11 protein-coding genes are annotated in these 13,690 nt (G+C 67.2%); 2 read left to right on the top strand and 9 right to left on the bottom strand.

Annotation, left to right across the window (positions count from 1 at the left end):
* Positions 1–33 precede the first annotated feature (33 nt).
* From nadD to G1H10_RS11850, 5 genes are all read right to left on the bottom strand, one after another.
* A complete protein-coding gene (gene nadD / locus G1H10_RS11835) occupies positions 34–630 on the bottom strand; it encodes a nicotinate-nucleotide adenylyltransferase (RefSeq protein WP_163737407.1) in 597 nt (198 codons plus the stop codon).
* A gap of 10 nt (positions 631–640) precedes the next feature.
* On the bottom strand, positions 641–787 hold the full coding sequence (locus tag G1H10_RS32135) for a hypothetical protein (protein ID WP_174264283.1): 147 nt from the start codon (positions 785–787) through the stop codon (positions 641–643).
* 82 nt (positions 788–869) lie between these two features.
* Complete coding sequence (locus G1H10_RS11840; RefSeq protein ID WP_163737410.1) at positions 870–2,132, bottom strand: glutamate-5-semialdehyde dehydrogenase; 1,263 nt, start codon at positions 2,130–2,132, stop codon at positions 870–872.
* Between the two features lie 28 nt (positions 2,133–2,160).
* Positions 2,161–2,766, bottom strand: coding sequence for a histidine phosphatase family protein (locus G1H10_RS11845; protein WP_163737413.1), 606 nt, complete (start codon positions 2,764–2,766; stop codon positions 2,161–2,163).
* A 134-nt stretch (positions 2,767–2,900) separates the two neighbouring features.
* The gene (locus G1H10_RS11850; protein ID WP_163737416.1) at positions 2,901–4,088 is read right to left on the bottom strand and encodes a beta propeller repeat protein; all 1,188 of its coding nucleotides are present in this window, start codon (positions 4,086–4,088) and stop codon (positions 2,901–2,903) included.
* A 167-nt stretch (positions 4,089–4,255) separates the two neighbouring features.
* Between G1H10_RS11850 and corA the strand changes: the two genes are divergently transcribed.
* Positions 4,256–5,317: a magnesium/cobalt transporter CorA gene (corA, locus tag G1H10_RS11855; RefSeq protein WP_163737417.1), complete on the top strand. Its 1,062-nt coding sequence runs from the start codon at positions 4,256–4,258 to the stop codon at positions 5,315–5,317.
* A gap of 45 nt (positions 5,318–5,362) precedes the next feature.
* Here corA and G1H10_RS34510 read toward each other — a convergent pair whose 3' ends face one another.
* The 4 genes from G1H10_RS34510 to G1H10_RS11875 are packed head-to-tail and all read right to left on the bottom strand — an operon-like array spanning position 5,363 to position 12,043.
* Positions 5,363–6,535: a Wadjet anti-phage system protein JetD domain-containing protein gene (locus tag G1H10_RS34510; RefSeq protein ID WP_163737420.1), complete on the bottom strand. Its 1,173-nt coding sequence runs from the start codon at positions 6,533–6,535 to the stop codon at positions 5,363–5,365.
* Positions 6,532–9,936 carry an ATP-binding protein gene (locus G1H10_RS11865; RefSeq protein WP_163737423.1) on the bottom strand — a complete coding sequence of 1,135 codons (3,405 nt, stop codon included), beginning with the start codon at positions 9,934–9,936 and terminating at the stop codon, positions 6,532–6,534. Before G1H10_RS11865 ends, G1H10_RS34510 begins: the two co-directional genes overlap by 4 nt.
* Entirely contained in the window at positions 9,936–10,592 is a 657-nt protein-coding gene (locus G1H10_RS11870; RefSeq protein WP_216853177.1) for a DUF4194 domain-containing protein, read from the bottom strand. Before G1H10_RS11870 ends, G1H10_RS11865 begins: the two co-directional genes overlap by 1 nt.
* A complete protein-coding gene (locus G1H10_RS11875; RefSeq protein ID WP_163737426.1) occupies positions 10,589–12,043 on the bottom strand; it encodes a DUF3375 domain-containing protein in 1,455 nt (484 codons plus the stop codon). Before G1H10_RS11875 ends, G1H10_RS11870 begins: the two co-directional genes overlap by 4 nt.
* 222 nt (positions 12,044–12,265) lie before the next feature.
* Here G1H10_RS11875 and G1H10_RS11880 point away from each other — a divergent pair, with 222 nt between their 5' ends.
* The gene (locus G1H10_RS11880; protein ID WP_163737429.1) at positions 12,266–13,663 is read left to right on the top strand and encodes an ATP-binding protein; all 1,398 of its coding nucleotides are present in this window, start codon (positions 12,266–12,268) and stop codon (positions 13,661–13,663) included.
* Positions 13,664–13,690 lie beyond the last annotated feature (27 nt).

Genomic DNA, 13,690 nt, shown 5'->3' on the forward strand with positions numbered 1-13,690 from the left:
TGAGCCTTTCGAGCGGACGATTCCCTGACGATCCTACGTCGGCCGGTACAGTCGACGCTTGTTGATGTACTGGACGATCCCGTCCGGCACCAGATACCAGATGGGTTCGCCTCCAGCCACCCTCTCCCGGCACTCGCTGGAGGAGATGGCCAGCGCCGGCACCTCGACCAGCGTGACCTTTCCCTCCGGCAGCCCGGCGTCGGACAACTCATGGCCCGGCCGGGTACACCCGACGAAGTGCGCCAGGTCGAACAGCTCCTCCGCATTTCGCCAGGTCAGAATCTGGTGAAGTGCGTCGGCACCGGTGATGAAGAACAACTCGGTGTCCGGCCCGTGCTCCGTGCGCAGATCGCGCAGCGTGTCCACGGTGTAGGTGACCCCGCCGCGGTCGATGTCCACCCGACTGGTCGAGAACCTCGGGTTCGATGCGGTGGCGATGACCGTCATCAGATACCGGTCTTCGGCGGCAGTGACGTCGCGATCACCCTTCTGCCACGGCTGACCGGTGGGGACGAACACGACCTCGTCAAGGCCGAACCAATGCGCGACCTCGCTGGCGGCGACAAGGTGGCCGTGGTGGATGGGATCGAACGTCCCACCCATGATGCCGAGGCGCTTGTGCTCGCTCACCGATATCAGCTCACGCGTGCGGGCGGCCCTTACCGAAGGACAAGGTCACGAAGAGCAAGACGAGCAGAATGATCAGCGCACCGATTCCCCAGCCCTCGGCCGGGAAACCCTCGCTCTCGTGGTGGACCTCTTCCGCCAGCAGCACGACCTTCTCCATGGGCAGCACACTATCTCATGCGCTGGCCAGGCCCGACGACGACGTGCTCTGCTCGTACCGGCACCTGCGCCCCACGCGCGTCCTAGCCGCGTACGTGACCGTCGCCGGTCACCACATACGTGGTGGTGGTCAGCTCCCGAAGCCCCATCGGCCCGCGCGCGTGCAGCTTCTGGGTGGAGATGCCGATCTCCGCGCCGAACCCGAACTGCTCGCCGTCGGTGAACCGGGTGGACGCGTTCACCATGACCGCCGCAGAGTCGGTAGTGGCGGCGAACCGCCGCGACGCCTCGAGCGAGCGCGTCACGATCGCCTCCGTGTGGCCGCTGCCCCACCGCCGGATGTGCGCGACCGCGTCGTCCAGCGAGTCCACCACACCGACGGCCAGGTCCAGGGAGAGATACTCGGCCGACCAGTCGTCGTCGGTGGCCGGCACCGCCGATGGATCGTGGGCCCGCACGCGCTCGTCACCGTGGACGGTGACGCCCGCCTCGCGCAGCGCGGGCAGCACCCGCGGCAGGAACGTCGCCGCCACGTCGGCGTGTACCAACAACGTCTCAGCCGCGTTGCACACGCTGGGCCGTTGCGTCTTGGCGTTGAGCACGATCTCCAGCGCCTTGTCCAGGTCCGCGTCGGCGTCGACGTAGACGTGACAGTTGCCGACGCCGGTCTCGATCACCGGGACCGTCGACTCCTCAACCACGCTGCGGATCAGCCCGGCACCGCCGCGCGGGATGAGCACGTCCACCAAGCCGCGCGCCCGCATCAGGTGCTTGGCCGCGTCGTGCCCGTCGCCCGGCACCAGCTGAACCGCGTTCAGCGGGACGTCGGTGGTGACGGTGGCGTCGCGCAGCACCTGGACAATGGCCGCGTTCGACGCCGCCGCGCTGGACGAGCCGCGCAACAGCACCGCGTTGCCGCTCTTCAGCGCCAGGCCGGCGGCATCGGCCGTCACGTTCGGGCGCGCCTCGTAGATGATCCCGACGACGCCCATCGGCACCCGGCGCTGACGGACCTCCAGGCCGTTCGGCAACGTGTAGCCGCGCTCGATCTCGCCGACCGGGTCCGGCAGGGCTGCCACCTGGCGCAGTCCGTCCGCCATGCCGGCGATCCGCTTCTCATCCAGCCGGAGCCGGTCGATGATCGCCTCGCTGGTGCCGTTCTCCCGGGCCCGGGCGACGTCATCGGTATTGGCCTCGGTGATCCGCGCGGAGTTGGCCACCAACGCGTCGGCCATCGCCAGCAGCGCGGTGTCTTTCTGCGCACGCGTCAGAATGGCCAGGTCAGCCGCTGCTTCGCGGGCTCGCCGGGCGGCGTCGTGAACAGAGGCGGCAAGCTCATCGGTCATGCCGAAAGTCTACGACGCCGCGTCTGCCTCAGTCCGCGCGGCGCCCGGCGTCACGGGTGTTCCAGGCGCTGATCACCGGATGGCCGTGCTCGGTGCCCAACAGCGACACGGTCCCGGTCTCCAGCTTGAACAGCCGGCCCGCGGCAGGCTCGAGGCCGAGCCATCGAGCGGTGAGTACGCGCAGCACGTGACCATGTGCGACGAGTACCACGTCGCCGTCGTCCAGCAGCGGGCGCGCACGCTTCAGAACGGCGTCTACCCGTGCGCCCACCTGCTCCACCGACTCGCCCGGATGCTCAGCGTCTCCGGGGATGACGCCGTCGGTCCACAAGTACCAGCCAGGTCTCTCTTCCCGGATGTCCGCCGTCGCCCGGCCCTCGTAGCCGCCGTAATCCCATTCCCACAGGTCCTCATCGGCCTCCGCGCCGTCCAGACCGGCCAGCTGCCCGGTCCGCCAAGCCCGGATCGCCGGGCTGACCAACGTGTGTGCCACCGAGTACTCACTGAGCAACGGCCCGAGCAGGCGTGCCTGTTCTTCACCGTGCGCGGTCAGCGGCAGGTCCGTCCGGCCCGTATGCCGCCGATCGCGGCTCCACTCGGTCTCGCCGTGCCGGACCACGATCAACTCACCCATATCGAGTCCACTTCCCTGATCCGGCGGCGAGTAACTCCCCCGACGAACATCACCGGCCACGCGCCACGAGCATCTGTCGAGATCCTCACCGATGAACGGTGACCGGACTGGCGCGGTCGAGAGGCGGCCAACGGTCAGTCGCCGCGCTCCGACATCGGGCCGATCCGGAATGCGACCGGCGACCAGTCCTGTCCGCCGTTGCGCGTCGTCAGCAGGGTTCCGGCGCCGTCGGCCCACGCCGCGGGCGCGTGGACGACGAAGCCACGGCCGTCGTCGAGCAGCATAGGGTCGTTCCAGTCCGCTCCACCGTCGGCCTTCTCGAGCGGGGTCGTCCACTCGGCGCCGCCGCCCGCGTTCCGGTACAGCCAGCTGCCGCTCGACGTCGAGGCCAGCAGGAGCGTGTCGTCCGGACCGGCCGCCAGCTGCGTCCGGATCCCCATCTCCGGTGCCACTCCCGCAGGCGCCGTGGTCTGTCCAGCATCGTCGGAGACGAACACCCGCTTGACCGACTTCGACCAGCCTGCACCGCCGATGCACAGCAACGCGACCCGCTGCCCGGGCATCGCGGCGACATCGACCAGACTCTCGCCCTCACCGGTGCGGCACGGTGTGGAACGCTCGGACCAGCGCCAGCCGTCGGTGGTCGCGTAGAAGACGTCCGGCTCTCCCGGCTCCGTCGGGACGACGACGTAGGCCGCGCCGTCGCTGACGGCGACCCTCGCCTCGTACGCGACCGGTAACTCGACCGACGCCCGGATCCACGTCGACGACCCGATCAACGAACGCCACACCGTGGATGGCCGGTCGCAGTCGTACGGCGGTGTACCGACCTCACACGGCGACACGACCATGTACATCCGGCCCTCGCTCGTGGCCATGGCGACCACGTGCCCGCCGGGCTCCGGGATGGCCTCTTCCGACCAGCTACGTCCACCGTCCCTGGTGGAGTACAGCGACGGTCCGTACGCCCATCCGTGCCGCTCGTCGGCGAACGCCAGCTCGGTGACGCCCGGCTCCGCGGGCTGCGCGAGCGGTGCCGGTACGCTGCCGATCTCGGACCACGTCCGTCCGCTGTCGACCGTGCGGATCACCGGCGACCGTTCGGCGCCGTCGTCGCCTCCATCACCGTCGTCGTCCGCGCCGTCGTCAGTCCCCAGCACCCAGCCGCTCGAGTCAGACGTCCATGCGGTCGCCTGCGCGCGGAAAGTCTCCGGCACCGGCGCCTCCGGTGCCGCCACCCGCGCACCCGCGGATGCCCCACCGGCCATCACGAGCATCGCTGCAATACCGGTCACCAGAACCTCGACCGTTCGACGTCGCATTCCCGCTCCCCGTGTCAGTCGGTATGGCCATTCCGCCATCACCACATCTCGTCCCACCCTGCGACGTATCCCGGAGCGAATCAACAAGATCGGCTCGGATCGCGGAGCCACGGCGCCGCCACGGGGCACAATTCCCTTATGTGCATCGTGAGTGCGACGAGTAGCCCATGACCCGCGAACCCCGTTTCGGCGGCCGTCATGAGCGGCACAGATCCCACATCGTCGACGCGGCAGGCGGGACGGCCATCGCCGAGCACATCGTCGACATCGGCATCTACCGCGACGGCCAACGGGTCGCCAGCCCGGCATCGGCGACGGAAGCCGCCCGTGCGGTCCGGGACGACCGGGAAGCGATGGCGTGGATAGGGCTGTATCGCCCCACCGACGCCCAACTGCTCGCCGCAGCGGAAGAGTTCGGCCTGCATGAGCTCGCCATCGAAGACGCCATCGTCGCCCACCAGCGGCCCAAACTGGAACGCTACGGGGACACGCTGTTCGCCGTCGTGCGGTCGGCGCGATATCTGGATGACACCGAGGAGGTCGACTTCGGCGAGATCCACGCGTTCGTCGGCCCAGGGTTCATCCTCACGGTCCGGCACAGTCACGCCCCGGACCTCAGCCGCGTTCGACGCCGGGTGGAGGCGGACCCGAAGCTGCTACGTCTGGGACCCGAGGCGGTTCTGTACGCCATCTTCGACTCCGTCGTCGACGAGTACGCGCCGGTGGTCGAAGGCCTGGAGAACGACATCGACGAGATCGAGACGCAGGTGTTCGGCGGCGACCCGAGCGCCTCCAAGCGCACGTATAAGCTGTCGAGAGAGGTGGTGGAGTTCCAACGAGCGGCCCGTCCGTTGCTCGGGATGCTCGACGCACTCGCCGCCGGCTTCGAGAAATACGGCGTGGACGAGGAACTCCGACGCTACCTACGCGACGTCGCCGACCACGCCACCGTCGTCGCCGAACAGGTCGACAGCTTCCGCCAGGCGCTGGGTGAGATCCTCACGCTCAACGCGACGCTGGTCAATCAAGCGCAGAACGAGCAGGTCAAGAAGATCTCCGCATGGGCGGCCATCCTCTTCGCGCCGACCCTGATCGGCACGGTCTACGGCATGAACTTCGACCACATGCCGGAGCTGCACTGGCTCTTCGGCTATCCCTTCGCACTGGCCCTGATGCTGGCCACCTGCACGACTCTCTACCTCGTCTTCAAACGCCGTGACTGGCTGTGACCGCACGCCGCCGGTGTCCGCGTCCGCGCGCGCCCAGGGGCCAGGTCACAGCGTGTCGAGCATGCGACGGATGGCCGAGTAAGAGATGCGCTCCTGCTCCAGGCGAACCGCCGGCCCGAACGCGTCCTCCACGAGGTCCCGGTACAGGTCTGCCTCGTCGGGTCGCAGGCCGTCCAGGTGCGCGACGTAAGGGCTGTCTTCTTTGACCCACTGGCCCTCGTGAGCCAGCAGCGTGGCCCGGTCCATCAGCATGGACCGGGCCCGCGGAAAATGCCGGCGGAGCCGGTCGAGGATGGCGAAGCCGTGGGTGTCGATGTCGCCCCAGTAGATCAGGTCGCGCTCCGCGAGCCAGGTGAGGTGTTCGAGGCTGGACACCCCATAGCCGCCGCCGAAGATGGCCACGGCATCCTCGACGGGAGGGAAGGCCAGGTACGTGACGTCGTTCTCGATCACATACACCACGGAGCACTCCGGCGGGCGCTCGACCAGCTCCTCCAGGCGCACCGAGAGCTCGCTGAATCCACCCGCCAGCCGCACGTCAGGGTCCAAGGCGCGCAGACGGACGTAGACCGGGCGGTCGCGGAAGCCGTACCGGGCGACGAAGTCGGACCTCGTACGCGAGTGATCGATGCGCTGCTCGTCCAGCTGGAGGTCGAGCAACTCGGCGACGACGCCACGGTGCCGCTCGATGAACTTGGTGTCCGCGCCGGACACGTCGACCTGCCTGAGGTACGGGCGGCCCGCGCCGTACTGGTCGACCCACAGCACGACATCGACGATCGTCCACCACTCGGCAGCCAGATCGAGGACGCGCAGCGGCCGCTTGAGCATCCAGGCGACCAGCTTCGGCGCACGGGTCCTGGTCTCGTCCAGGAGCTCGACGAACCGCGCCGCCTCTCGCCGCACACCCAGGGCCGACCACAGCTGCTCGTAGGTGTCGACCCACACCCTCGCCGGCAGCTCGTTCGCGCCGACCGTCCGGCCGCCGACGCGCTTGTATTCCAGCCGCCCCAGCCGGCCCGCCGCACGTTCCCAGGACTGGACCCATGACCGGACCCTCTCCAGGTCGGACGCCACATCTCGAGAACCCGGCCCACGCAGCGGAACGGTGAGCGGCTCCCACGCGACACCGCCACCGAGCGCCGCCAGCGCCGCGCCCGAGTCCCACCGTCGCCGGAGTCTCCGTTCGACGTCGGCCGGGGTGGTCCACTCGGTCACGCCGTCTCCTCGCTGCGCAGCAACTCGTGGGCGATCCGTCGTTCCTGGTATTCCTCGATGGACATGCTCTGCAGGCGCGAGTAGTTGCCTTCCTTGGTGTTGTCCACGTATCCGACGCTGTAGACGTACGGCTCGATCACATGGATCTTCTGCAGGGGTGTGACGATCAGCAACTGAAGCCCCAAGCGGCGGAAGAGCTCGAGAGCGTACCTGGTGGACTCGTCGGAACCGCGGCCGAACGCCTCGTCGATCACCACGAACCGGAAGGCCTTGGAGCGCACCGCACCCCACTCGAGCTTGAACTGATACGCCAGCGACGCCGCCAGGATCGTGTACGCCAGTTTCTCTTTCTGCCCGCCCGATTTGCCGCCGGAGTCGGTGTACGTCTCATGCTCGGAATCGTCCTCCCGCCACCGCTCGGACGCGGAGAAGAGGAACCAGTTGCGGACGTCGGTGACGCGCCTGGCCCAGGTTCGGTCCGCCTCGGTCTGGCCCTCCCTGCCCTGGAAACGCTCGATGATCCGCTTCACCTGCACGAACTTCTGTTCGGAGTACTGCTCCGAGGCGTCGCCGGAGACCGTGCTCGCGGTGCAGGCCCGCAGCTCCTCCCGGAACTCCCGGATGTCGGTGTTCGGCGTCCAGTGGTGCTCGAGACGGATGTAGCGGCCCGGGTTGTAGTCCACGCCGACCAGCGAGTCGTTGATCGTGTGGACCCGCTCCTTGATGAGCTCGACCTGCTTGTACAGCTGGCCCTGGAAGCTGGCGATGTCGCGGATGGTGTTGGTGTTCAGATAGTCCTTGAACTGCGCTTCGAACCGCGGCAGGTCGTCGTCGACCAGGCGGCGGTGCATCTCCCGGTACTCGCCGGCGGCCTGGATAGAGTTGTCCACCTCCGCCGTCTCCAACGGATACCGCTGGCGGAAGTCGGCCATCTTCTGAACGACGCGGTTCCCGACCGTGCTCTGTCTCTTGCCGCGCGCGTCGATCAGGGACGTCAGTGTGCTCGTCGTCTCGGACAGGACGCGATCGTAATCGGAGGCACGGGCCATCGTGGATTCGTCCACCCGTCCGGCCAGCCGGTCGAAGAACTCCGTCGCGGCCTCGTACCCCGGCTCCTCGAATCTCCGCCGGGTCCGCTCCAGCTCGTCCTCGTCGTTTCGCAGGCTGGTCTCCAGGCCACCGATCTCCGAGACCAGGGTGTCCCGCGCCTCCTTGGCCTTCGCCATGGCACGCTCGACAGCCTCGATCTCTCGTCCGAGCCGTTCCAGTTCGCTGGACGCCGCCTCCAGCCGCTGCTTCTCCTCGGTGAGGTCGGCGACGCGCTTGACCATCGCCTGCCAGTCCACGTCCACGTACTCGCGGGTCTCGGCGAGTCTGACCAGGACGTCGCGACGACGCCGAGTCTCGTCGGCCTTCTGGGTGAGCCTGCGGCGCTCGGCGTCCAACTCGTTCATCTGCCGTTGAACCTTCGCCGCCCGCTCCAGCAGCGTGTCGATCTTCTGTTCGTTGCTCCAGCCGAGCACGTACTCGCTGCGGTCGTCGATGCGGCGGCGGTCGTCCTTCTCGTGCCGGCCGCCGGTCCCCTTGATCTGGCCGGTCTTCGTCACCGCGCGGTGCGCCCGGCGGAACTCCTCCATCGTCTCGACGCACTCGTAGCCGGCCCGGCGCGCAAGCTCCTGCTCCAGCCAGGGATAGAACTCCGAGTCCTTGATCTCCAGCTTGGACACGAGCTGCCGTTCCGTGCTACCCGCGTCGGCCGCCGGTCGCGGTGCGACCTTCGTCGGCACCCGGTAATAGACCAGGCGGGCTCCGAGATGGTGGTCGTTGATCCAACCGGCCACGTCCGGATAGTGCTCATCCGGAACCAGCAAAGACAGGCCGAAGGAGCGCAGCAACCGTTCGGCCGCGCCCTCCCATTCGGACCACTCTGGCCGCACCTGGATCAGCTCACCGGCGAACGGCAGCTGAGCCTCGTCGACACCGATCTCCCGGCTCAACCACGCCCGCAGCTCCAGACTCCGCGTAGGGATGTTGCTCCGCCGGGAGCGCAGGCTGCGCAGCTCCGTGTTGAGCTCGTCGGCGTCGTCCTTGAGCGCCTTCTGGTCGACGGCCACCTCCATCAGCCGGTTCTCGAGTCCGGCATCCGAGCTTTCGGTCCGTGCCAACTCCTCGTCGACCTCGCGTCGCCGAGCCTGGAACTGCTCGGCGCGCTCGATCTCGTCCAGACCCGCCTGGCGCAGCTGCTCGTTGAACCGGTCCCACTTGGCGCGCCGCTCGTCCCGGACCCGCTCGGCGTCGTCGATGTCGCGCTCGATCTGGCCCAGTCGGTCGCCGCCGTGCCCGGCTCGCTCGATGACGAGGGCCTGGTGCTTCTCCTCGAGTGCACGTATTTCGTCGTCCGTGCCGGCACGATCGTCGCGTCGAGCGGCGATCCGCTCGGTCAGCTCGTCAATGCGCCGTTCCAGCAGGCGCGCCTTACGCCCCGCGCAGAAGTACGGCAGCGCGGCCCGCTCTCCATCGAGTCCGCGGATCTCCTCGGCCAGGGCGTCGTACGTGTCACAGTCCGCCAGCAGCGGGTTGAGCTCCTCGAGCTGGGCACGCGCCTTGACCACGGCGTCGTGGGCTTTGGTCAGATCCTCGAAGTGCGCTACCAGGCGGGCGATCCACTCCTTGGCGTCGAACGGCTCGAGCATGTGACTGCGGACGAAGTCGTTCAGGTCTCCCACCGACTTCATCGAGACCGTCTGGTGGAACAGCTCCATGGCCTGCTCGGACTCGATGCCCAACCGCCGACGGAAATCCTTGCCGTACTCCGGGAAGTGATCGTAGACGCGGATCCCGTTCGTGCCCCGCAGACGCCTGCGCAGCGCGGCGATGTCGCTGCCGAAGTCGGAGAAGTCCGTGGCGATCGACAGCGGCGCGTCGGCGGTGACGAAGAACCGGTCGGGCTGGCCGGCGTTGCCGTCCTTCATCCAGAACACCTGAGCCAGCGAGACGGTGGAGTCGTAGCCCTCGTTCCGGAAGATGCCGAGGATCACCGAGAACGACGACGCGTCGCGCAGCCCCACCGGGCGGGACGTGCCGGTCGTCTCGTTCCGCTCGGACTTGTAGTAGCCCATGACGTAGGAGCGAAGGCTGCGCTCCTTGACCTCGGCGCCGGCCGCCTTGTTATAGGAGATGCGGTTCGCCGGCAGGAGCAGTGTGGTGACAGCGTCGACCAGCGTGGACTTGCCGGAACCGATGTCACCGGTGAGCAGACCGTTGTCGCCGTGGACGTCGAGCGTCCACACGCGGCCGTGGAACGTGCCCCAGTTGTAGAGCTCTAGCCGGTCGAGTCGGAATCCCGCGCGCTGGCCGGCGACCGCCTCCTCCAGCTCGACCGCGCTGAACAGGCCGTCCATCAGCTTCCCTCGTCTCGGTCCGTGTCGCGATCGTCCGCATCGTGCTGACCCGCGTCGTCTCCGCGTAGCTGGGCCGCGTACTCCGCCAGCCGCTGGTCGAAGTCGGCCAGCCATTGCCCGTCGACGAAGGCCTTGAGGATGCGGCGCACCTCGAAATGTCCGTCCTGGCCCTTGATACGGCGCAGGAAGCCCAGCTCCACCACCTTGGAGATGTGCGTGTCGATCTGGTCCACCAGACGCGCCTCGTTGCGGCCCTCGGGCAGGAACACCCGCACCATGTCGATGATCTGCTCGCGCGTGAGCACCAGCTTGGTGTCGCCGCCCTTGGCGTCGAACTCGGTCAGCTTCTTCCGTAGCAGCGCTAGCAACAGGCTGACGTGGAACGACAGTGCCCGGCGAGGGATCAGCCGCGGAATGCTGGGGCCTTCGTCGTCCTCCAGGTCCGGTCTGGAGCGGAGAAACGCGTACCCCTCCGCCTCGTCGACGACGACGGTCAGCCCGATCGTGGAGACGTAGTCGCGCACCCGCGACTGCAGCTGGAGCAGATGGCGCCACTGAGCCTCGTGCGTGTCCCGGTACACTACGCCCTTCATCAGCTGGGTGACGACCAGCGACAGGTTCGGCTCCTCGTCACGGGTGATGGTGGCCGTCGTCATGTCGCCTCCCCTTCTCCCGGTCCGGTCCGTACGAACGTGACGCGTGGCAGCGTCGCGACCCGCTCTCGGCCGTCCGCGTCGCGCCAGTTCACCCGCTCGCGGCTGGTCTCGTCGAAGACGACGCCGAAAGAGTCGTCGGTCAGCGACAGGTAGCCGACAAGCTCCGCAAGCCCGTGCTCGAGCGGGTGCTCTCCCACCAGCTCGGGCAGGCCGACCTGGCTGCGCTGTTGCAACGCCCGCCGGACGTCGACGGCCAGCCGAGCACGATCGATGTATACCTGATCGAAGAGGACCGACGAGTCGACCTCCTCGTCTCCGCTCTCGACGCTGCTGTCGATCGGCGTCTTCGCCGACGGCGTGTACAGCGGCCGTTCCATGGGCAGGACGATCGCGGGGACCGTGCCGTCGATCTCGAAGGTCATCGGCGGCGCTCCGTGGTCGCGGAGATCCAGCGCCGTGGCCTCGATGCTGCGCAGCAGGTCCATCACACGCCGGTTCTCCAGCCAGGCCTGATCGTCTAGGAACCGTCGCAGCTGATCGGAGAGGAGCCGAACAGTGTCCTGGGTGCGTTCGCAGGCGTCCAGCCAATCGAAGTGGATGCGCCGCATGCGCGGGTCCTTCTCGTCTATCGCGTCCAGCTGCTGAACCCGGTCGAGGAGGCCCTTGAGCTCGTCCTGCTTGTCCGGCGAGAGCAGGAAGTCGTAAAACGCCTGGAAACTTGTGCCCTGGTCGGAGTCGGCGATCGCGTCACGGTCGCCGAGCACCTCGTCGAGCAGCTCTCCCTTCGATCCGCTCCACGCGGCCACCTTCTCGCGCAGCTGCCGGTCGAGTATCCGGAAGTTCGCCTCGACCTCACGGAAGTCGGACAGCAGATCGCGGGCCATGCTGGAGAACTGCTGGTAGCGGTCGCGTTGGCTCGCGGCGTCGAGAACGTCGACGTTGCCCCGCTCGGCCTCGGCGATCTCCACGTCGAGCTCATGCCGGCGGCGACGCAGCTCCTCGAGCCGTACTTCCGGGTCGCCTTCAGCGCCGTACACCATCTGCCGCAGCAGCTCGAAGATCGTGTTGAGGCGGGACTCGGTGCCGACGAAGGAGCGAGCCTGCAACGACCGCACCCACGAGATCGCCTTCTCCACCGCCGGTGTGGCATCGAAATGAGGCTCGTCGGAACCCGCCGGGTAGTACTTTCGAAGCCACCCCGCCTCGGGCGCGGACCAGTCATCGAGGTAGGCCTTGGCGGTCTTGGGAAACGTCCCTTCGCCCAGCCGCTCGTTCAGCGCGTACAACTCGTCGTCGAGCAGGCTGACCAACTCGGTGCTGGTGATGGTACGGACGTTGTCCTCAACGAAGATCCGATGCAGGAAGCTCAGGATGAGCGGCGCGTTGTCTGCGCGCAACAGCCTCCACGCAGGGCTGTGCTTGCGTAACGCGTCGACGTCCTCGAACTGCATTTCTTTCCCGACGGCTCATCACTCCGGGGCGGGCGCTGCGGGCTCCTCAGCCCATGGTCTCCACGCCGTATGCTACGGGCAACTACCGACACATCGATGGATCGGTGGGAGAACGTCCCCCGATTCGGCTCCTGCGGATTCGCAGCTGGTACGGCGGCGTAGGTAGCATAGGACGTCACTGACGTAGCGCGTCAGTGACGTCCCTTGCAAGGGTGGTACGCCATGGATTTCGTCAATCGGGTAGATGAGCTGGCCCAGCTGCAAGAGTGGTGGGAGACGCCAGAGGTTCGGCCCGCCCTCATCTGGGGACGACGCCGCGTGGGGAAGACCGCGCTAATCGCGGAGTTTGCAGCCCGTACAAGAGCACGAACCGTCTTCCACATCGCCGGCACCAGGTCGGCAACTGCCGAGCTGGTCGCGCTGTCTCAGAGGGCAACCGCCGTAACGAGTCGCGGTCGACGGAGCCCCTCGGACCGGCCCTACGAAAGCTGGGACGATGCTCTGGATCACTTGGCTGAACAAGCCGCTGATGAACCTGTCCTGCTCGTACTGGATGAGTTTCCAGAACTCATCCAGTCCTCGCCGGAGTTGCCCGGTGTCTTGCGCGCATTCCTCGATCATCCCGTAGGGACAGGCCGACTCCGGATCCTCATATGTGGCTCGGCCGTACGGACCATGCTAGCCATGCAGGAGTACCGAGCACCGCTCTACGGCAGGTTCGATCTGGTCATGCAGGTGCACCCGTTCCGGCCGCATGAAGCCGCTCAGCTGCTTCCCAATCTGTCCCCGGCTGACCGCGCCTTCGTCTATGGGGTACTGGGCGGAACGCCGCTCTACTTGAGCTGGTGGCGGCAGGACGTCTCGATCCAGAAGAATCTGCTACGGCTAGCCTGCCGCCCTGGGGCCCGCCTACTTGCCGAAGGCGAGCTGGTACTGGCAACCGAAGTCGATCCCGGAGATTATCCGGCCGCGGTATTAGAGGCCATCGCCACCGGCAAGACTCGTCACCATGAGATCGCCGACGCTGTCGGAGCCGAACCAAGCCGCACGCTCCGACGACTGCGCCAACTGCGGCTAGTGGAACAGCTACTCCCGGTGACCGAGTCCGAGCGGCGGACGCGGCGCAAGATCTACCAGATCAGCGACCCGTTTCTTGCCTTCTTCCTTGGTCCCCTGCAGCGCTACCGCACCGAGATCGAACAGGGTCTCGGTGAACGCATCGTCGATGCTTTGATCGATTCACTCAGCGAGCATATGGGCCGCATCTATGAAGAGGCGTTCCGAAACCACTTGCGCAGGCTCGCTGCCGCAGGCGACCTCGGGCGACGCGTTGTCGCGGTTGGCCCATGGTGGAGCGAGGGTGGCCAGGATCAGATTGACGCGGTCGTCCTCAGCGAGCCAGACCGCACTCGTGTACCGGTTCTGGTAGGAGAGTCGAAATGGTCCCGCAAGGTCGATGCGCGACGACTCCGAGCCAAACTCACGGCCAAAGCCAGCAAGCTCACAGACGATGTCGACACACTCACTTACGCGATCTGCGCACGAGACGAGGTCACCAACGCCGACGAGGGCGTACTTACGGTGACCGCCGCTGATATCTACGGTTTGGCGGAGAACTAGCTCTACATGCGTTCCGCCCGCAAACAG

The organism is Phytoactinopolyspora halotolerans, assembly GCF_010550675.1.
GTDB classification, from domain to species: domain Bacteria; phylum Actinomycetota; class Actinomycetes; order Jiangellales; family Jiangellaceae; genus Phytoactinopolyspora; species Phytoactinopolyspora halotolerans.